Origin of the sequence: Xenorhabdus sp. KJ12.1, assembly GCF_963876495.1 — a bacterium.
GTDB classification, from domain to species: Bacteria; Pseudomonadota; Gammaproteobacteria; order Enterobacterales; family Enterobacteriaceae; genus Xenorhabdus; species Xenorhabdus stockiae.
Map to the genome: position 1 here is coordinate 18,331 of NZ_CAWNQH010000070.1, position 19,414 is coordinate 37,744.

General features: G+C 45.8%; 18 protein-coding genes. 6 read left to right on the forward strand and 12 right to left on the reverse strand.

What is annotated here, in order from left to right:
* Positions 1-21: 21 nt before the first annotated feature.
* The 3 genes from fieF (at position 22) to AACS92_RS10885 (ending at position 3,354) form a co-directional block, all read left to right on the forward strand.
* Positions 22-921 carry a CDF family cation-efflux transporter FieF gene (fieF, locus tag AACS92_RS10875; RefSeq protein WP_099111234.1) on the forward strand — a complete coding sequence of 300 codons (900 nt, stop codon included), beginning with the start codon at positions 22-24 and terminating at the stop codon, positions 919-921.
* A gap of 212 nt (positions 922-1,133) precedes the next feature.
* Positions 1,134-2,111, forward strand: coding sequence for a 6-phosphofructokinase (gene pfkA / locus AACS92_RS10880; RefSeq protein ID WP_099111235.1), 978 nt, complete (start codon positions 1,134-1,136; stop codon positions 2,109-2,111).
* Positions 2,112-2,361: 250 nt separating this feature from the next.
* Positions 2,362-3,354, forward strand: coding sequence for a sulfate ABC transporter substrate-binding protein (locus AACS92_RS10885; protein WP_099111236.1), 993 nt, complete (start codon positions 2,362-2,364; stop codon positions 3,352-3,354).
* Positions 3,355-3,419: 65 nt separating this feature from the next.
* Here the strand turns inward: AACS92_RS10885 and tpiA are convergent, their stop codons facing one another.
* Together tpiA and AACS92_RS10895 are read right to left on the reverse strand one after the other, a co-directional pair.
* Complete coding sequence (gene tpiA / locus AACS92_RS10890; protein ID WP_099111237.1) at positions 3,420-4,187, reverse strand: triose-phosphate isomerase; 768 nt, start codon at positions 4,185-4,187, stop codon at positions 3,420-3,422.
* Positions 4,188-4,326: 139 nt separating this feature from the next.
* Entirely contained in the window at positions 4,327-4,947 is a 621-nt protein-coding gene (locus AACS92_RS10895; protein ID WP_099111238.1) for a DUF1454 family protein, read from the reverse strand.
* Between the two features lie 77 nt (positions 4,948-5,024).
* On the opposite strand from AACS92_RS10895, the gene AACS92_RS10900 reads away from it, so the two are divergent.
* Positions 5,025-5,471: a DUF805 domain-containing protein gene (locus AACS92_RS10900; RefSeq protein WP_099111239.1), complete on the forward strand. Its 447-nt coding sequence runs from the start codon at positions 5,025-5,027 to the stop codon at positions 5,469-5,471.
* Between the two features lie 159 nt (positions 5,472-5,630).
* Here the strand turns inward: AACS92_RS10900 and fpr are convergent, their stop codons facing one another.
* Positions 5,631-6,377 (reverse strand): ferredoxin--NADP(+) reductase, encoded by a 747-nt coding sequence (gene fpr, locus AACS92_RS10905; protein WP_099111240.1) that lies wholly within the window; start codon positions 6,375-6,377, stop codon positions 5,631-5,633.
* A 421-nt stretch (positions 6,378-6,798) separates the two neighbouring features.
* Here fpr and emrD point away from each other — a divergent pair, with 421 nt between their 5' ends.
* Positions 6,799-7,983, forward strand: coding sequence for a multidrug efflux MFS transporter EmrD (emrD, locus tag AACS92_RS10910; protein WP_099111241.1), 1,185 nt, complete (start codon positions 6,799-6,801; stop codon positions 7,981-7,983).
* Between the two features lie 73 nt (positions 7,984-8,056).
* Here the strand turns inward: emrD and glpK are convergent, their stop codons facing one another.
* Positions 8,057-9,580 carry a glycerol kinase GlpK gene (gene glpK, locus AACS92_RS10915; protein WP_099111242.1) on the reverse strand — a complete coding sequence of 508 codons (1,524 nt, stop codon included), beginning with the start codon at positions 9,578-9,580 and terminating at the stop codon, positions 8,057-8,059.
* 70 nt (positions 9,581-9,650) lie between these two features.
* Positions 9,651-10,448, reverse strand: a complete 798-nt coding sequence (locus tag AACS92_RS10920; protein WP_099111243.1) for an MIP/aquaporin family protein — start codon at positions 10,446-10,448, stop codon at positions 9,651-9,653.
* Positions 10,449-10,837: 389 nt separating this feature from the next.
* Here AACS92_RS10920 and zapB point away from each other — a divergent pair, with 389 nt between their 5' ends.
* A complete protein-coding gene (gene zapB / locus AACS92_RS10925; protein ID WP_099111244.1) occupies positions 10,838-11,080 on the forward strand; it encodes a cell division protein ZapB in 243 nt (80 codons plus the stop codon).
* A gap of 116 nt (positions 11,081-11,196) precedes the next feature.
* Here zapB and rraA read toward each other — a convergent pair whose 3' ends face one another.
* From rraA to priA, 7 genes are all read right to left on the reverse strand, one after another.
* A complete protein-coding gene (rraA, locus tag AACS92_RS10930) occupies positions 11,197-11,706 on the reverse strand; it encodes a ribonuclease E activity regulator RraA (protein ID WP_099111245.1) in 510 nt (169 codons plus the stop codon).
* A gap of 108 nt (positions 11,707-11,814) precedes the next feature.
* Positions 11,815-12,735, reverse strand: a complete 921-nt coding sequence (locus AACS92_RS10935) for a 1,4-dihydroxy-2-naphthoate polyprenyltransferase (RefSeq protein ID WP_099111246.1) — start codon at positions 12,733-12,735, stop codon at positions 11,815-11,817.
* A gap of 110 nt (positions 12,736-12,845) precedes the next feature.
* Positions 12,846-14,177 (reverse strand): HslU--HslV peptidase ATPase subunit, encoded by a 1,332-nt coding sequence (gene hslU, locus AACS92_RS10940; RefSeq protein ID WP_099111247.1) that lies wholly within the window; start codon positions 14,175-14,177, stop codon positions 12,846-12,848.
* 11 nt (positions 14,178-14,188) lie between these two features.
* Positions 14,189-14,719: an ATP-dependent protease subunit HslV gene (hslV, locus tag AACS92_RS10945; protein WP_099111248.1), complete on the reverse strand. Its 531-nt coding sequence runs from the start codon at positions 14,717-14,719 to the stop codon at positions 14,189-14,191.
* Positions 14,720-14,861: 142 nt separating this feature from the next.
* Positions 14,862-15,689 carry a cell division protein FtsN gene (gene ftsN / locus AACS92_RS10950; RefSeq protein WP_099111249.1) on the reverse strand — a complete coding sequence of 276 codons (828 nt, stop codon included), beginning with the start codon at positions 15,687-15,689 and terminating at the stop codon, positions 14,862-14,864.
* A gap of 73 nt (positions 15,690-15,762) precedes the next feature.
* Entirely contained in the window at positions 15,763-16,788 is a 1,026-nt protein-coding gene (gene cytR / locus AACS92_RS10955) for a DNA-binding transcriptional regulator CytR (protein WP_099111250.1), read from the reverse strand.
* A 406-nt stretch (positions 16,789-17,194) separates the two neighbouring features.
* Positions 17,195-19,393, reverse strand: a complete 2,199-nt coding sequence (gene priA, locus AACS92_RS10960; RefSeq protein ID WP_099111251.1) for a primosomal protein N' — start codon at positions 19,391-19,393, stop codon at positions 17,195-17,197.
* Between the last annotated feature and the right edge of the window lie 21 nt (positions 19,394-19,414).

Below are 19,414 nucleotides of genomic sequence, written 5' to 3' on the forward strand. Positions count from 1 at the left end.
ATAACTTTGAGGGCTGTGAATATGGGTATTAATTATGGCCGATGGGTCAGTACTGCTGCACTGGTGGCGACAATACTGGCCAGTATATTGTTAGTTGTGAAGATTTTTGCCTGGTGGTTTACCGGCTCGGTGAGTTTATTGGCGGCACTGGTAGATTCTCTGGTCGATCTGGCTGCTTCTCTGACTAATTTTTTTGTCGTGCGTTATTCCCTTCAGCCAGCAGATGAAGAACATACTTTCGGGCATGGTAAGGCCGAGTCATTGGCTGCTCTTGCCCAAAGCATGTTTGTTTCCGGCTCAGCGATTTTTCTGTTTTTGACCGGCTTTCAGCATTTGTTTTCTCCCCAGCCTTTAGAACATGCCGCTGTGGGTGTTTGGGTAATCATTATTGCCATTGTTTCAACAAGCTGTCTGGTTATTTTTCAGAAATGGGTGATTAATAAAACTCAAAGTCAGGCCATTCGTGCCGATATGTTGCATTACAAATCTGATTTATTAATGAATGGCGCGATTTTGGTGGCATTGGTTTTGAGTGTCTACGGGTTCCGACGAGCAGATGCTTTATTTGCATTGGGAATTGGTGTGTATATTCTCTATAGCGCGTTAAGAATGGGATACGATGCGATCCAGTCTTTACTGGATCGTGCTTTGCCAGATGAGGAACGGCAGGAGATTATAGAGATTATCAGAAATTATCCCGGTGTTTCCGGCGGGCATGATCTGCGAACCCGCCAATCGGGGCCGACGAGGTTTATTCAGTTTCATCTTGAAATAGATGATAATTTACCGTTGGTACAGGCTCATGCTTTAGCCGAAGGAATTGAAAATAAATTGCGTGATAGGTTTCCCGGTGCCGATATTATTATCCATCAGGATCCCAACTCTGTTGTTCCTGATGAACATAAAAACAATTGGGATTGATAGAAGAATTTATTCATAATCAAAATAATGTCAAAAAGTAGACAAAAGATTGATGCAGACTGAATGTTTTTCCGTATCATGGGCGCGGTTGAATCAATTCAGCTAATGAATTGGCAATCAAAAATTTAGTGAAATAATCGTCGTGAACCTTCTCTTTTGGAAGGGCAGTCAGCAGATTAGGCAAATATTACATCTATAAGTCAGAGGTCATCATGATCAACAAGATTAAAAGAATCGGAGTCTTAACGAGCGGTGGAGATGCACCGGGTATGAACGCCGCTATTCGTGGAGTTGTTCGTGCCGCTTTAACCGAAGGGTTAGAGGTTTATGGTATTTATGATGGCTATCTGGGGTTGTATGAAAATAGGATGAAAAAGCTCGATCGCTACAGTGTTTCCGACATGATTAACCGTGGCGGCACGTTTTTAGGCTCGGCACGTTTCCCTGAGTTCAGGGATGATAAAGTGCGTGAAATTGCTATCGAAAACATGCGTAAGAATGAAATTGATGCGCTAGTGGTGATTGGTGGTGATGGTTCTTATCTGGGAGCGAAAAAACTGACTGAGGCGGGTTTCCCCTGCATTGGCCTGCCCGGTACGATAGATAATGATGTTGCGGGAACAGATTACACTATCGGTTATTTTACAGCGTTGGATACGGTTGTTGAAGCTATTGACCGTCTGCGCGATACCTCAACCTCCCACAAGCGTATTTCTATTGTTGAAGTGATGGGACGTTACTGCGGTGACTTGACGTTGTCTGCGGCAATTGCAGGTGGATGTGAGTTTATCGTGCTGCCTGAACGTGAAATTCCGTTTGATCGCGAAGAATTGTTGGCTGAAATTCAAGCTGGTATCCAGAAAGGTAAGCGTCATGCCATTGTTGCGATTACGGAGCATGTCTGCGATGTTGATGAGCTGGCAAAATATATTGAAGCGGAAACACGTCACGAAACGCGGGCAACGGTATTAGGTCATATTCAGCGTGGTGGAGCGCCAGTGGCTTATGACCGTATTCTGGCATCACGTATGGGGGCTTATTCTGTTCAGCTGTTGCTGGAAGGATGCGGTGGCCGTTGTGTTGGTATCCAGAACGAAAAACTTGTTCATCATGACATTATTGATGCGGTGCAGAATATGCAGCGTATCTTCAAGAAAGATTGGTTAGATACAGCGAAGAAACTTTACTAACCTTCATAAGAGCGCTTTTCCGATACAGTCATATGATATTTATATGGCTGTTTTTCTTTTTATCTCTCTCCTTTTCATACGTCATATTCCCATAATGAATAAGTGGAAATTTAAAATTATTTCTGCGGCATAACGCTTTCTGTCAATTTTACGATGAAAATCATACCCAATATTGAGGAGAGCATTTCCGATGATTACGCCTATGAAATGGAAGAGGATGAAATGGAGAATAAGCCGGTATTCCCCATTGATGGTGCTGTTGCTGGTTATTCTGACCGGAGGAAATGCCTGGGCGAAAGATTTACAGCTCCTGAATGTTTCTTATGATCCGACGCGTGAGTTATATCAGCAATATAATCAGGCATTCAGCCAATATTGGCAGCAGAAAACCGGAGATCGGATCACAATCCGGCAATCACACGGTGGTTCAGGCAAACAGGCAACTTCAGTTATCAATGGTCTTCAGGCTGATGTGGTGACACTGGCTCTGGCCTATGATGTGGATGCGATTGCAGAGCGTGGTCGGATTGCTAAAAATTGGCTTCATCGCTTACCCGATAATTCAGCGCCTTACACATCAACGATTGTTTTTCTGGTAAGAAAGGGCAATCCTAAACATATCAAAGATTGGTCAGATTTGGTCCGACCTGATGTTACGATTGTCACCCCAAATCCTAAAACATCCGGTGGTGCACGCTGGAATTATCTGGCTGCCTGGGGATATGCGCTGGCTCATAACGAGCAGGATCAATCTAAGGCAAAAGCTTTCGTGAAGGCGCTGTATAAAAATGTTGAAGTCTTAGACTCCGGTGCCCGTGGCGCAACGAATACGTTTGTTGAGCGTGGGATTGGGGATGTGTTGATTGCATGGGAAAATGAGGCATTACTGGCAATTCATACGTTAGATAACGGAGAGCAGGGAAAAGGGCAATTTGAAATTGTCACTCCGAGTATGTCTATTCTGGCAGAGCCAACTGTGGCGGTAGTCGATAAAGTTGTCGATAAGCGAGGCACACGTGAATTGGCAACAGAATACTTGAAATACCTGTATTCACCGGTCGGGCAGGAAATTGCCGCAAAAAACTATTATCGTCCTCGTAATAAAACGATTATAGAAAAGTACCGTGCCGACTTTCCTGAGCTGAAGTTATTTACAGTTGATGGCGTATTTGGTGGCTGGGGAAAAGCGCAGAAAGAACATTTTGCCACAGGTGGGGTATTTGATGAGATTATTCGCCGTTAACTGACCGGTGAGAAAAAAGTCAGAAGGATAATCGCCACTGTGGTGACGATTATCTTTGTAAGCTCTTAGGCTTTTTTCGCTTCAGCTGCTGCCTTCACGATAACGGCAAATGCATCAGCTTTCAGTGATGCCCCGCCAACCAGAGCACCATCAATGTCTGGCTGAGTAAACAATTCTGCTGCGTTGCTGGCGTTAACAGAGCCACCGTATTGAATGATAACTTGATCAGCGATAGCCGCATCCTGCTTAGCAATGTGATCACGAATGAACTTATGAACAGCCTGTGCTTGTGCAGGAGTAGCGGATTTTCCGGTGCCGATAGCCCAGACAGGTTCGTAAGCAATAACAGTGTTTTTAAACGCTTCTGCGCCCAATGTGTTCAGAACGGCATCAATCTGGCGCGCACAGACGGCTTCTGTCTGGCCTGCTTCATTTTCTTGTTCAGTTTCCCCAATACACAGAACCGGGATAAGCCCTTGTTCTTTCAGAATAGCGAATTTTTTCGCAATGAACTCATCGCTTTCTTTGTGGTAAGTACGGCGTTCGGAGTGACCGATAATGATATATTTTGCGCCCACATCTTTCAGCATTTCTGCGGATGTTTCGCCTGTATATGCACCAGAAAGATTAACACCTACATCTTGAGCACCCAGTGCGATACGGCTACCAGCCAGTGCATTATTTGCCAGAGTGACATAAACAGTTGGTGGTGCAATAGCGACGCCACAGCCGTCAACGTTGCTCAGTTCTTTACGCAGGCCTGCAATCAGGTCGTTAACCATGTGGGTACTGCCATTGAGTTTCCAGTTACCCATAACTAATGGATGTCGCATGTTTTTCCCTCCAACCAGAAAAATAATCAAATTGCGAACTAAATGAATGTGCTTTCGTGAGTAGCGATACGCCATATCTCTATCAGTGAAAGGCCGACAGTATAAAGATCATCGGCTCGAATAGCTCTGCGCTATGTCACTAATTTTCATTTGCTGGTACGTCAGATAGTGATAGCTTAATCGGTTCAATAGCGAAGGTCATTATATTTTCGCTGCTGTTTACGATGATATAGCGTATTGCTCCGATTTTTAGACTGTAAAAAGGTTGTGTTTCCGCCATCTTAAAAAGTTTCTCTGTTTGTGTCTGAGCCTGTTCCAGAGAAAGTGTGGGTTCAAACTGGCGGGTTATGGCGGCGATATATTTTTTTGTCAGGAGCAGGTTTTGTTCTTTTTCCTGTGTGAGTTGGGATGGCAGTAATGTAATTTGCAGACTTTTAATTTTTTCACTGCCTCTTTCCAGTACGGCGGAAGAGTAGATTTTTTCGTTGATCTTGCTGGCTGCACGGATAAAAGGCAGAGAGATATCGGTGCTCGTAATAACTTTATATTCGTGCAGCAGAATATCAGGATAACTTTTATTGTATTTTTCCCGGAAGGTCGGGATATTTTCTTCAAAAGTCGGGGAATCAGGCAGGAGATACATTAACTGTGGGCGCAGATCTGGTGTGACAGAAGGCTCACCTGCAGTGCTTGAGAATGGTAAACCGATACCAAAAGCGATTAATATTGTCAGCAGAAGTTTATTTATGCCTGTTTTCATGTTGTTACTCGCCGAATGTAAGTCGCGGAAAAAGTGTCAATGGCAGAAAAACAGTATCCACAATTGGGAAAGAATACATGACATTACAACAATGGGGATTTTCATTCAAAGGTCGCATCGGGCGACGGGAGTTCTGGATCGGAATTGGTATCTGTTTTGCCCTGATTTTTATTCTCCTTACTCTGCATGGAATGAATGTTCTCCCCATGAATTTTGCGGCAGTATGCACGGCACTGATATTGTATCCGACAGCGGCGATTTTTTCGAAGCGCCTGCATGATCGCAATAAACGCGGAGGGTGGGCGTTATTGCTGATATTGGCCTGGTTTTTGCTATCTCTCGACTGGAATATGCTAGCACCCATATGGCAGTGGGGAATTGGCCGTTTTATCCCGACACTGATTTTTGTCATGATCATACTGGACTGCGGGGTATTCCGGGGTACGGAAGGTGCAAACCGTTTTGGTGAATCGGCAGAAATGGTTGAGTACATCTCTGCCGGCAATTCTGCACAAAAACATTAAATGGTCATATATCCAATGAATTGATTTATGAATATACACAATGGATTTCAAGATGCATCGCGGCGGCAAGAGAGTTCATCCCCTGGAGCATAGATTACTATGTGACTGGGGTGAGCGAGCGCAGCCAACAAAGAGGCAACTTGAAAGACGAAGTGTATATTACCAGTATTGTTCACTGGTCACATGCCCCGGCTTACGGCGCAGGTGCTTTGTCATACCACGTTGTTCTTTAAGCAATTGTTGGGTATCTCTGACCATCTGGGGGTTTCCGCATAACATCACGTGGCTGTTTTCTGCCTGCATTGATAAGCCGATAGCTGATTCCAGTTCACCATTTTCAATCAGTGCCGGAATTCTCCCCATTAGCGAATTCTGGCATTGCTCCCGGCTAACGATGGTCTGGATCCGCAATTTCCCCTGAAACGTTTTTTCCAGTTGCCGCATGAGAGGTAAATAACTTAAATCCTGCTCCCATCTGACCGCATGAACCAAGATAATATTTTCAAACCGCTCCAAATCACTTCCCAGCTGGAGAATGGAAAGATAAGGCCCTATACCCGTTCCGGTTGAGAGCATCCAGAGGTTTTGGCAATCAGGGATTTCATCAAGAACAAAAAAACCGGCTGCCTGTTCTGTCACCAGAACTTCATCACCGACCTGCAAAGTGGCAAGCTGAGGGCTGAGTTTTCCATTCGGTACAGTGACTAAATAAAACTCAAGACTATTGTCATTGGGAGCGTTGATATAAGAATAGGCTCTCTGGATACGTTCCTCTTCAATTTTGAGAGCAAGTTTTGCAAATTGGCCAGCAGTAAATTTTTCTATTGGTGCATGTAGCTTGATACTGAATAGTGAATCTGTCCAATTGGTGACGTCAGTGACTTTTCCTGTAACCCAGTTTGCCATTGCATTTAGCCTCTCTGCACTATTACGAAAGAAAATTATACGAAATAAAATTTTACAGAATGAAATTGTACGGAGTGAGTGACTCATCACTCGGTGATTCTACGCGATTGAGGGAAATAGGCTTATCGATTACGTGTTGCAGTCTAATTAACTGTATTTTCGTTGTATTTTAAGATGGATATGTACACTTTTATTGACATTACAGAGTAATGTGACTGAAATTTTTTCCTCATGTAAAATTGTATACTGCCGATAAAAAATATACATTGCTCGGGAAAATTTAATCCAGTGAAGTCTGTAGTCAGGTTTGTTCATTAATAACCTGAGGGCTTCACTGTTGCCGTTATACCCATCTGATTGATAGGGAATGTACCTTAATCAGGCGGTATATTTTGCTTAAATAAAATTGTATGTAAATGCGATGAGAAAAATAGCACATTTCAATTTATTGCTGATGTTAATTGCGTTAGCCGCTGTTGGGCAGATGACTCAGACAATTTATGTTCCGGTGATTGCTGATATAGCGAATAGCTTTGGTAAGCCGGCGGGGGAAGTCCAACGGGTTATGGCGGCCTATTTATTCGCTTATGGGTTTTCACAGCTCTTTTATGGGCCACTGTCGGATAAAGTCGGCCGTCGCCCCGTGATTTTGGCAGGAATGTCAGTTTTTCTGGTTGCTACGATATGTGCACTGTTTTCTTCCAGTTTATTGGCATTGGTGATAGTCAGTGTATTTCAGGGACTGGGAACGGGAGTCGCAGGCGTAATGATACGTACTGTGCCAAGAGATTTATATACCGGAGCATCGCTGCGTTGTGCCAATAGTCTGTTGAATATGGCGATACTGGTCAGCCCGTTATTAGCACCGATGATTGGTGGTGTCGTGGGCCATTATTTTGGCTGGCGTGCCTGTTATTGGTTTTTATTGTTGCTGGGTTCAGGCGTGATCCTGTTTTTATTCCGGCATTTCCCGGAAACCCGTCCGGAGCAGACAACGCAGAGCACAATGCTGGTTTCTTTCCATCAGCTGCTATCCAATGGCATTTTTGTTTCTTATCTGATTATGCTGATTGGCGGTCTGGCGGGAGTGGCTGTGTTTGAAGCTAGCTGTGGGGTTTTGCTCGGCGCTGTTTTAGGGCTGGATAGTTTAACAGTCAGTATTTTGTTTATTCTGCCTATTCCTGCTGCATTTCTGGGGGCATGGTATGCAGGGCGTGAAAACAAAACGTTTTATCAGCTGGTGTGGAATGCTGTTATTTGCTGTCTGCTGGCGGGAACATTGATGTGGTTGCCCGGCTGGTTCGGCATTATGAATGTCTGGACGTTGTTGCTTCCGGCTGCGCTGTTCTTTTTTGGGGCGGGTATGTTATTTCCGCTGGCGACGACGGGTGCTATGGAACCCTTCCCTTATCTGGCTGGAGCGGCAGGTGCGCTGGTGGGGGGGTTACAGAATGTAGGATCTGGTGTGGCTACATGGTTATCGGCGATGCTGCCACAAAATAGCCAATTCAGCGTGGGTATGCTGATGTTCTGTATGGCGTTACTTATTTTATTGTGTTGGCTGCCAATCTCTCAGAGGATCCAGCAGCAGGAACGTACTGTCTGAGATATTCATTGAATTATCGGATACTAAAAAGCTCTGACGCTAATTTGTCAGAGCTTTCGCATGTATGCGCTTTTTAAGCGCGGTCTTCCCATTCCTGAGCACGGGCAACAGCTTTTTTCCAGCCATTGTATTTGTGGTTACGCTCTGTGGTTTCTATGCCAGGGCGGAATTCTTTTTCGATGGTCGCTTTACTTTTCACTTCATCAAGATCCTTCCAGAAGCCGACAGCCAGACCAGCAAGGAATGCCGCACCTAATGCAGTACTTTCACGGACTTCAGGGCGCTCTACACGAGTGCCGAGGATGTCAGACTGGAACTGCATCAGGAAGTTATTCGCGACCGCTCCACCATCTACGCGCAGCGCCTGTAAACGTGCGCCGGAATCTGCCTGCATTGCATCCAGTACGTCACGGGTCTGGTAAGCGATTGATTCAAGCGTTGCTCGGATAATGTGGTTGCTGTTTGCTCCGCGGGTCAGCCCAAAAATGGCACCACGGGCGTACGGATCCCAATAAGGCGCACCAAGCCCGGTAAAGGCCGGAACAACATAAACGCCATTGCTGTCTTGTACTTTTGTGGCGAAGTATTCGGAGTCTGCTGCATCAGCGATGAGTTTCAGTTCATCACGCAGCCACTGGATTGATGCTCCTCCCACAAACACGGCACCTTCCAGAGCATAATTCACTTCTCCCCGTGGGCCACAGGCTATCGTGGTCAGCAAACCGTGGCTGGAGCGTACTGCATCGGTGCCGGTATTCATCAGCAGGAAGCAGCCAGTGCCATAAGTATTTTTTGCCATGCCCGGATGGACACATAATTGACCGTACAGCGCGGCTTGCTGATCGCCTGCGATACCTGCGATAGGAATACGAGTACCGCCTTTACCGCCGATATTAGTCTGACCATAAATCTCCGAGGAGGCAGCAACTTTTGGCAGCATAACGCGAGGAATATCCAGCTCATCAAGGATCTTCTGATCCCAGTCGAGGTCATGGATGTTAAACAGCATAGTGCGGGAAGCGTTGGTATAGTCGGTAACATGTACGCGACCTTGTGTCATTTTCCAGACCAGCCAGGTATCAACGGTCCCAAACAGCAGTTCACCATTTTCAGCGCGATGGCGGACACCCTCAACGTTATCCAGAATCCATTTTATTTTTGTTCCGGAAAAGTAAGGGTCGATAACCAGACCAGTGTTATGACGGATATACTCTTCCAGACCTTCTTTTTTCTTCAGGCGGGTACAGATATCTGCGGTTCGGCGACATTGCCATACAATGGCATTGTAAACGGGTTTACCTGTCTCTTTTTCCCAGACAATCGTTGTTTCCCGTTGATTCGTGATCCCGATACTGGCAATTTGGTCTGAGCGAATATCGGCTTTTGCCAATACTTCAACCAGCGTTGAGCTTTGGCTGGCCCAAATTTCCATCGGATCATGCTCTACCCAGCCTGGTTTAGGGTATATTTGCGGAAATTCACGTTGTGAAATACTGACAATATTGGCATCGTGATCAAGAATCACCGCCCTTGAGCTGGTTGTTCCCTGATCCAACGCAACGATATATTTTTTATCAGTGATATTTTCTGTTGTCATAACTATAACCTGGTCTTATTTAATAATTTTTTATTTTTTAATCTGTTATCATCTCTAAATATAGGCAAAACTAATTTTCACGTGGTAAATGGCGGGAAATTAATTTGCGGTAACCAAATGCACCCAGAATGGCGCCAATAATAGGGGCTACCAATGGAACAAGGAAATAAGGGATGTCCCGACCTCCGGTCAGAGCAATATTTCCCCATCCGGCAAAATAAGCAACTAATTTAGGTCCAAAATCACGAGCGGGATTCAGAGCAAATCCGGTCAGAGGACCAAAAGAACCACCGATAACGGCAATCAGAATACCGATAATCAATGGTGCCAAAGGGCCACGTGGAATACCGTTGCCGTCGTCTGTCAGAGCCAGGATCAGGCAAAGCAAAACAGCCGCGATGATAACTTCAACAATAAATGCATGGAATACGGATATTTGTGTTGCAGGGTAAGTGGAAAAGACGCCAGCCGTGAAAAGACTTTCTTGCGACCCACGAGCAATGTTGTGAACTTGCTCATAATCAAGGAAAAGGTTGTAATACATCATATAGACAAGAGCTGCGGCGACAAAACCGCCTAGCATTTGGGCAATGATGTAAGGGAGTACTTTTTTTCTGTCAAAACTGGCAAATAGGCATAGAGCAATAGTTACTGCGGGATTAAGGTGTGCACCAGAAATGCCGGCAGTAAGGTAAACAGCCAGGGCGACACCAAAGCCCCAGATAATGCTGATTTCCCACAGTCCAAGTTGTGCACCTGCAAGACGTGCGGCAGCAACACAGCCTAAGCCGAAGAAAACAAGCAATGCTGTACCCAGAAACTCTGAAATACATTGACCTGATAATGTTGGAGTGGTGGTCTGGCCCATTTCTATATCCTATAAAAAGTACAGAGAGGAGATTAATTATTAGTCCTTTCTTGCTGCGTTCTGATTACGCAGAGAAAGGTGGTGTGAATTTATCGTTAATGAGCGGAAACGAGAAATAGCGAAATTGAAATCTGCGTGTTGCGTCAACAAAATGAGCGAATTCGCATTTAATTGGGGTTTTATTCATCGTTAAAATGTGATCTTATCTTCATTTAGGATTAGTCACTATATTTCTCGTCATACCCGGTAAATTTCGGGTTACCTCACGTAATAAATAGGGAGGTCGCTCGTAAGATGGAGGGTATATGCCACACATTAGAAGTATGAAACTAGACAGTCGTTAACAGGCTAAATACAATCAAGGCATTGCTTATAAGAGGGGCTCGAGAATGTCATTTGAAGTTTTTGAAAAGCTGGAATCTAAAGTTCAGCAGGCAATTGATACCATTACTTTGCTGCAAATGGAAATTGAAGAATTAAAAGAACAGAACGCAGTGTTATCTCAGGATGTCCAGAATGCGACAGACAGCCGTGATTCACTGGTACGTGAAAATGAGCAGCTCAAACAAGAACAATCAGCATGGCAAGAACGCTTACGTACCTTGTTGGGTAAAATGGAAGACGTGCAATAAAGTATCCGCTGGCTTTACCGAAAGATAGTTTTGCAGAAATTATTTTGCAAAAAAAGGGCGATAATTACTGCGCCCTTTTTTATCATTATCAGGAGTGATGGCTGGGCTATAATTTATTACACTTCATCATTATCTTCATCCCCATCTATTTCCAGCGGAACTTCTGACAAAATCATTCCTGTGTTGTCTGCATAAAGATAATCACCGGAAAAGAAAGTCACTCCGCCAAAATTTACTCTGATATCGCTGTCCCCGATGCCTTCACTGCTGGAGCCAGCAGGAATTGCTGCCATCGCCTGAATACCAATATCAAATTCAGCAAGGTAATCTACCTGACGCACAGCGCCATAAATGACGATACCTTCCCATTCGTTATTGACAGCAAGCTGGGCCAGCTCGGCATCGAGCAGAGCCTTGCGTACCGATCCGCCACCATCAACCAGTAAAATGCGCCCGCGTCCCGGCTCTTCCAGCAAGTCATAGAGCAGTCCGTTGTCTTCAAAACATTTCACCGTGATGATTTGACCACCAAATGAAGTACGCCCACCAAAGTTGGAAAATAATGGTTCTACCACATTCACATCTTCTTGATAGATATCACAAAGTTCGGAAGTATCATATTTCATGGGATTTACGTCTGGTTTATGCAAGGAACGGACAGTATATCCTTTTAAGACTAGCGTTGGCAAAATCATCAATCTTAAAACGTGAGGATAAAATTGATATGTACTCGCTTAATTAAGTATCAGTCCAATCGAAAACAGGATATTGGTCAGGAGTGCCACTTTGACCATCTGTACTAATTGAGGGCGCATACCTTCGGCTGTTGGATCGCGCAGAACCTGTAGTACATGCTTCAATAGCATTGGGAAGGCCAGCAAAAATAACCAGCTATACCCGCTGTTGTTCAGGTACAGAAGTGTAAAGGCGATCAAACAGACCATAGCTCCCGTAAGCAGAGCAGCATGATAATAACGAGCTTTTTTGCCACCGAGTCTGACTGCCAGGGTATTTTTGCCATTCTGGCTGTCTGTTTCGATATCCCGCAGGTTATTAATATTCAACACAGCTACGGAGAGTAAACCACAGGCAGTTGCTGGCAGAACGGTACTTAAGGAAAAAGTATGCGCTTGTAAATAATACGTGCCAAGAACACTGAGCCAGCCAAAGAAAATCAGGACTGAAAGATCACCCAGCCCCATATAGCCGTAAGGTTTGGTACCAACGGTATAAGTAATGGCTGCAATAATTGCCAGTAAACCTAATCCCAGAAAACCAATAATATCGCCAAGGCTATGACAGGCTGCGGCAATAAGCGCAATGCCTGACAAACAGGAGAGCAGCACGGTAATTTTTAACGCGGTTTTCATTTGTTGGGCTGTAATCAGGCCCTTCTGCATACCCCGCATTGGGCCGATACGCTTTTCGGTATCACTGCCTTTGGCGACGTCACCATAATCATTAGCAAGGTTAGACAGAATTTGCAGCAGGGAGGCTGTCAGGAAGGCTAGTAATGCCACAGGCCAGCTAAAATGACCGGTCCATGAAGCAAGGGCTGAACCTGTCATAATTGCTGCTATCGCCAGCGGGAGGGTTTTCGGACGCAAACTTTCCAGCCATGCCTGCATTTGACTACTTGTCGTTGTTGAGTTCATATTGTCATCAAATATGTCATATGTGATAAATTTTGATTTAAGCAGAATAGAGAAATGGGAGGCAAGCCTCCCATTCCATTTTTACTGTTACTAAGCAGGATCCAGATCAATTACAGGATGAATCGACTCAGATCTTCATCAGCGACCAGTTCGTCTAAGTGTGATTTGACGTAGTCAGCGTTGATTTCAACTGACTGACCCTGAGATTCGCTGGCGTCGAAAGAGATATCTTCCATCATGCGCTCAAGAACAGTATGCAGGCGGCGGGCACCAATATTTTCGGTTGTTTCATTAACCTGCCATGCTGCTTCTGCGATTTTGCGAATACCATCAGTGGTAAATTCAATGTGCATGCCTTCTGTTGCCATTAATGCCTTGTACTGTTCTGTCAGTGAAGCATTTGGTTCAGTCAGGATGCGTTCAAAATCTTCGGTAGTTAATGCTTCCAGTTCGACACGGATAGGCAGACGGCCCTGTAGCTCTGGGATCAAATCGGAAGGGCTGGAAACCTGAAATGCGCCGGAAGCAATGAACAGAATATGGTCAGTTTTTACCATGCCATGTTTGGTGGAAACCGTACAGCCTTCAACCAATGGCAGCAAGTCACGCTGGACACCTTCACGGGAAACATCCGGGCCGGAGGTTTGACCGCGTTTACAAATTTTATCGATTTCATCAATAAAGACGATACCGTGCTGTTCAACGGCATCAATTGCCTGCTGTTTCAGCTCTTCAGGATTCACCAGCTTCGCAGCTTCCTCTTCCACCAGCAGTTTGAATGCGTCTTTGATCTTCATCTTACGGCTTTTTTGACGCTGACCAGACAGGTTCTGGAACATGGACTGCAACTGATTAGTCATTTCTTCCATGCCCGGAGGCGCCATGATCTCAACACCAACCGGGGCAGCTGCCACTTCGATTTCGATCTCTTTCTCATCCAGCTGACCTTCACGCAGTTTCTTGCGGAATGCCTGACGGGTAGAGGATTGTTCTGGCTGCTCTTCAGCTTGTCCCCAGTTGTTTTTCGCTGGTGGTAGCAGAACATCCAGAATACGTTCTTCTGCCAGTTCTTCAGCGCGATAGCGGTTTTTCTCAATGGATTGCAGGCGTACCATTTTTACTGCCGCATCAGTCAGATCGCGGATGATGGAATCAACTTCCTTACCGACATAACCCACTTCAGTGAATTTTGTTGCTTCAACTTTGATAAAAGGCGCATTGGCCAGTTTAGCCAGACGACGGGCGATTTCGGTTTTACCTACACCAGTTGGGCCAATCATCAGAATATTTTTCGGGGTCACTTCATAACGCAGTGATTCATCCAACTGCATACGACGCCAGCGGTTACGCAGAGCGATGGCAACAGCACGCTTTGCTTTATCCTGACCGATGATGTGGTTGTCAAGTTCGCTGACAATTTCGCGAGGAGTCATTTCAGACATGCTATCTATCCTTACGCTTTTGAAGGCAGTTCTTCGAAGTTATGATTTTGGTTGGTGTAGATACAGATATCGCCAGCGATAGTCAGGGCGCGTTCTGCAATTTCCCGGGCACTGAGTTCAGTGGTTTCCAGCATTGCGCGCGCAGCTGCCTGTGCATATGAGCCACCGGAGCCAATAGCGATGAGATCATTTTCTGGCTGAATCACGTCACCATTACCTGTAATAATCAGAGATGCATTTTCATCTGCAACAGCAAGCAGGGCTTCCAGCCTACGGAGCATTCTGTCTGTCCGCCAATCTTTTGCAAGTTCAACAGCAGCTTTGGTCAGGTGGCCCTGATGCATTTCCAGTTTGCGTTCAAACAGTTCGAACAGGGTGAAGGCATCAGCGGTACCGCCGGCAAAACCCGCGATAACCTTGTCATTATAAAGGCGGCGTACCTTACGGACATTGCCTTTCATAACGGTATGGCCCATTGTTGCTTGTCCATCACCACCGATGACGACCTGGCCATTACGGCGAACACTTACGATTGTAGTCACGAGTTAGCCCCTGGTTACAAAATAGAAGATGGTACACACGATACTTTTACTTACCAAAACCTTGGCTGTAAGCCACAATTGTTTATCAAAAGCAGCGTGTGCACGTTATTAGAAATCAAGATGGGGGGAACTTTTTGGTTTTTCAACCCCCGGCAGGGCGGAGAATACAGCTGGGAATACCTGTATTAGTCACACGTCTGTGCATTTTTTCTGCACTTTCTCTGTTTTTATACGGCCCTAATACCACCCGATTCCAACTGTCCTTGGTTGTGATCTTACTCTCAATACCTGCCAGCGCAAGGTTGGCACGGACAGATTCCGCCTGTTCCATCGTACGGAACGAACCGCATTGTAACATTATTCGGGAGCCATTCGTCTCTGTCTTGGGCTTATTGGTTTCATTGGGTGCTTGCGATTGAGGAACCTGAGCCTGAGGCGACGGTAGTGGCACTGACGGCTTATTTTGCTGTGGTGTGTATTCTGAAAGCGGCTGTTGTGACGGTGGATTGATAATCACACGTGAGCGGGGTACTGGCTCGCTGTTATAGGGGACTTCAGCCAATTGGACAGGCGTCTGGCGCATGTCGGCCTGCATCTGTTCAAGTAACTGGCGCTGTTCTGGAGTCAGTTCCGCTGGCCGGTTGTTTGGCTGGCCGGTTGTTAACGATGGATCCTGAATTGATGGCAGACCTACAGGCCGGTTTTCCAGCTCCTTAATATAGCTCCAGCGTTCTTCTGGTTTTGGTGGCAGACTATGGCCTTTAGGCTGGTGAGCAACTGGCGGTATATTTTTTTCACTTTCATGTTTAGTGTGTACGATGAAATAAAGCCCGCCAATAAATGTGACGACCAGAGCTACAGCAATGACTAATAGTGTTTTAGGCAGCCCTTTAGCCTGATTTTTTTTCTTACCAGAACCTTTCTTGCGGGGATTAGAATGCCCGCGACCCACATAATCTCGTTGTGCCACTGTATTTAATTCGCTGAGTTATAAAAAAATTAAGGAATAGATACCTAATGTTACTGAACATGTCTTTATTTGCCTAGCTTTTAGGCGAACAAGTACTTCCTCGAATAAGAAGTTCTGCATCCAGTAATCGTGAACCTTTCGAAACCATACGGCCCTGAAGCTGTTCCAGCAGCAAAAGCATTGAGTTATGCCCAATGTCATAACATGGCTGTGCCACGGTTGTCAGAGGGGGATCGCTATATTGCGCTGTGTTGATATTATCAAAACCAATAATGGAAAGATCTTCTGGTAATTTTAACCCCATTTTTTTAGCTTGCCACATTGCCCCGATAGCCATGACATCACTATGGCAGAAAATAGCACTGGGTGGATTTCTTAGAGTGAGCAGTTTTTCTGCTAATTCAGCGCCACTTTCGTGAGTAAAATCGCCTCTGATAATGTATTCATCCCGGATAGGCAGACCGGCACGGCGTAATGCCTGAATGTAACCCTGAAGCCGGTATTGGCACAGGGGCATTGATTCTGGGCCGGTGATACAGGCAATGCGCTTATGGCCTAGAGCTTGCAGGTGGTGCGTGGCATTGAAGGCAGAGGTCAGGTTATCAATGTGGACGGTGGGAAGTTCCAGCTCAGGCGCAAATTCGTTGGCCATCACCATAGGAGGCATATTTTTCTGTTCTTCTTTGGAAACATCGAATGGAATGTTTGAACCGAGCAGTATCATGCCATCAATGCGTTTGGTGATAAGCAGGTTAATAAAGGCATGTTCCTGCTGTTGCTGGTGTTTACAGTCACCAATCAGAACCAGATAACCATGTTGTGCTGCGGCCTCTTCAATACCACGGATAATTTCATTGAAGAAAGGGTCGCAGATATTAGGAACAATGACCAGAATTGCTCTGGATTCATTCCGTCTTAAATTTTTCGCGAGATTATGGGGATAGTAACCCACTTCCAGTACTGCATTTTCTACTTTTTGGCGGGTGTGCGCAGAAACTTTATCAGGATTCATTAGCGTTCTTGATACAGTTGCGGTAGAAACACCCGCTACTTTGGCTACATCTTTCATTGTCGCCAATGCACAATTCTTTTTTTCCATAGCCGCTCCTCGCTTTCTACTGGCAGTGAAACGATTGCTATACCCTTCGTCTTTCAATGTTGGCTACGCTCACTCACCCCGGTCACATAGTTATCTATGCTCCCGGGGACTCGCTCCCTTGCCGCCGCGATGCAATTTGAAATCCATTGGGTATATCCGTAAAGTTAAAAAATTAACGACAAAAAACGCCAGCCATTTCTGTGGGGAAACGCTGGCGGATTCGTTTTCTACAGGCATATTAATAAATCCATTTTAAACAGATTAACAGTTCAAGCCGTTACTTTGTTTGCATAAAAAATGTGATACGCATCATTTCTTAGAGCTGCTTCGCAAATTAAGGAAATAAGTTTCACTGTTTTTCATGGGGTTCTGCTTAGTTTTGAATTTTTATGGCCGCGTTTTTTTATTAGCCTTCAGTCGGATCGACATCAATATTCCATTTTACTTTACGTGCTAAAGGCAGTGCTGTAATACCCGGATAGACCTCAGTCATCATTTTCTGGAGATAAATACGCGAAGGATGCTGCACCAGTAATTGCCAGCGATAACGACCACTGCGTTTGGCCTGTAAGGCGGGAACAGGGCCCATAATCCATAGCTGGTCATTATACAGGGGGTGTTGTTCAAGTAGTTGGCGCATTTGCTGTAAAAAAGCAGGAGACTGCTGATTATCGTGATCTTCTGATCGCAGCATGATATGGCTGACAAAAGGAGGCAGAAGAACCTGCTGGCGCTCTTCTATTGCTTGCCGGGCAAATGCGTCATAGCCTTTTTCCAGCAATACCTGCAAAAGCGGATGGTCGGGATGGTGAGTCTGAAGGACGACCTCTCCCTGTTTGCCAGCGCGTCCTGCACGGCCGGAAACCTGAGTATATAGTTGTGCAAAGCGCTCAGCGGCACGAAAATCGGCAGAAAACAGGGCACCATCCACATCCAGTAAAGCGACGAGTGTGACATCAGGGAAATGGTGGCCTTTTGCCAGCATTTGGGTTCCGATTAGAATGCGGGCTCCTCCCTGATGAACGTCAGCCAGTTGTTGCTCTAAAGCCCCTTTGCGGCTGGTGGTATCTCTATCGATACGGGTAACCGGAATATCGGGAAATAGTTGGCTGATACCATCCTCAAGTTGCTCCGTTCCCAGCCCTACCGGGATGAGATTTGTCGTCCCACATTGTGGGCATTGGCGTGGGATAGGCCGTTGGCTGTCACAGTGATGACAGCGCAGATGGCGATGATTCTGATGAAGGGTGTAATAGTGATCACAACGCTGACATTCTGCTATCCAGCCACATTCATGGCAGAGCAGGGCAGGCGAATAACCGCGCCGATTCAGGAACAGAATAACCTGATTATCGGCTTTTAAATGTTCTCTAATGCGGTTAATCAGTGGCTGAGATAGCCCGACAGTCAGCGGTAAGCCTTTCATATCAAGCAGGTGTTGAGTGGCTGGTTGGGCGTGACCTGCCCGTTTTGTCAAAGTGAGTTGCCGATATTTACCCTGCTGTACATTGTGCAGTGTTTCCAGCGCAGGGGTTGCGGTTCCCAGAATAATGGGAATGCTCTCTTTTTTGGCCCGGAATACCGCCAGATCACGGGCGTGATAACGCCAGCCTTCCTGTTGTTTATAGGAGCTGTCATGTTCTTCATCAATAATGATGACGCCTAAGTGGGCAAAAGGTGTAAACAGTGCGGAGCGGGTGCCGATAACAATCGCATTTTCTCCCCGTCTGGCTCTTAACCATACGGATAACCTTTCACTGTCATTTAAAGCCGAATGCAGAACATCGACAGGTGCATTGAAACGTTCTCTGAATCGGCAAATAGTCTGGGGTGTTAAACCAATTTCAGGAACCAGAATCAGCGCCTGTTTTCCCTGCTCCAGAATATTTTCCAGTACACTCAGATAAACTTCGGTTTTACCTGAACCTGTGATACCAGCAAGTAACCAGGGAGCGAAAGTTTTATCTTCTGCGCGAACCGCGCCAACTGCGGTGGCCTGTTCAGTATTGAGTTTCAGCCGTTCGCCGATAACCTGAAAATGTTCCCGCCAGTTCTCCGCTTCCGGCTGTACCGGATGCAAATCAATGAACCCCTTTTTTTTCAGTGCCTGTAGTGCACTTTCGCTGATTTCTAATTCAGAAACCTGATGGCGATAAACGGATTGCTGGCGCAGTTTGGCTAATGCCTGTTGTTGTTTAGCTGAGCGTTTAAGTTGTTCTGGTGGCACTTGTTGGCCGGTTTCTGTGATTTGCCATTGCCAGAGCGGGGAAAATTCTGCTGGTTTGCCCTGCCGCAGCAAAACAGGCATAGCATGAAAAAGAACTTCCCCGAGCGGGTAGTGATAATAGCGGGCGGACCATTGGAGTAATTGCCAGAGATCGCCAGGGAAAAGGGTAGCTTCATCAAGAAGTTCAGTAATTGATTTCAGTTGTTCTGGAGCGAATTCACTGTTGTCGGTGATCCCGGTGACAACACCAATTGCACTGCGTTTGCCAAAAGGCACTCGCACCCGTATTCCAAGAGCAGGAACGGGTAATCCTTCGGGTAACAGGTAATCAAAAGAGCGGGCCAAAGGGACAGGTAACGCAACCTGAACAACTGTCATAAAGTGATTTCCGGATGATTA

Bases quoted from the DNA above. Each gene is read 5' to 3' on its own strand.
- emrD (WP_099111241.1), top strand. From the start codon at position 6,799: ATGAGAAAAATAGCACATTTCAATTTATTGCTGATGTTAATTGCGTTA.
- priA (WP_099111251.1), bottom strand. From the start codon at position 19,393: ATGACAGTTGTTCAGGTTGCGTTACCTGTCCCTTTGGCCCGCTCTTTT.
- tpiA (WP_099111237.1), bottom strand. From the start codon at position 4,187: ATGCGACATCCATTAGTTATGGGTAACTGGAAACTCAATGGCAGTACC.
- rraA (WP_099111245.1), bottom strand. From the start codon at position 11,706: ATGAAATATGATACTTCCGAACTTTGTGATATCTATCAAGAAGATGTG.
- AACS92_RS10900 (WP_099111239.1), top strand. From the start codon at position 5,025: ATGACATTACAACAATGGGGATTTTCATTCAAAGGTCGCATCGGGCGA.
- hslU (WP_099111247.1), bottom strand. From the start codon at position 14,177: ATGTCTGAAATGACTCCTCGCGAAATTGTCAGCGAACTTGACAACCAC.
- AACS92_RS10895 (WP_099111238.1), bottom strand. From the start codon at position 4,947: ATGAAAACAGGCATAAATAAACTTCTGCTGACAATATTAATCGCTTTT.
- fpr (WP_099111240.1), bottom strand. From the start codon at position 6,377: ATGGCAAACTGGGTTACAGGAAAAGTCACTGACGTCACCAATTGGACA.
- glpK (WP_099111242.1), bottom strand. From the start codon at position 9,580: ATGACAACAGAAAATATCACTGATAAAAAATATATCGTTGCGTTGGAT.
- pfkA (WP_099111235.1), top strand. From the start codon at position 1,134: ATGATCAACAAGATTAAAAGAATCGGAGTCTTAACGAGCGGTGGAGAT.
- AACS92_RS10935 (WP_099111246.1), bottom strand. From the start codon at position 12,735: ATGAACTCAACAACGACAAGTAGTCAAATGCAGGCATGGCTGGAAAGT.
- fieF (WP_099111234.1), top strand. From the start codon at position 22: ATGGGTATTAATTATGGCCGATGGGTCAGTACTGCTGCACTGGTGGCG.
- AACS92_RS10885 (WP_099111236.1), top strand. From the start codon at position 2,362: ATGGTGCTGTTGCTGGTTATTCTGACCGGAGGAAATGCCTGGGCGAAA.
- AACS92_RS10920 (WP_099111243.1), bottom strand. From the start codon at position 10,448: ATGGGCCAGACCACCACTCCAACATTATCAGGTCAATGTATTTCAGAG.
- zapB (WP_099111244.1), top strand. From the start codon at position 10,838: ATGTCATTTGAAGTTTTTGAAAAGCTGGAATCTAAAGTTCAGCAGGCA.
- cytR (WP_099111250.1), bottom strand. From the start codon at position 16,788: ATGGAAAAAAAGAATTGTGCATTGGCGACAATGAAAGATGTAGCCAAA.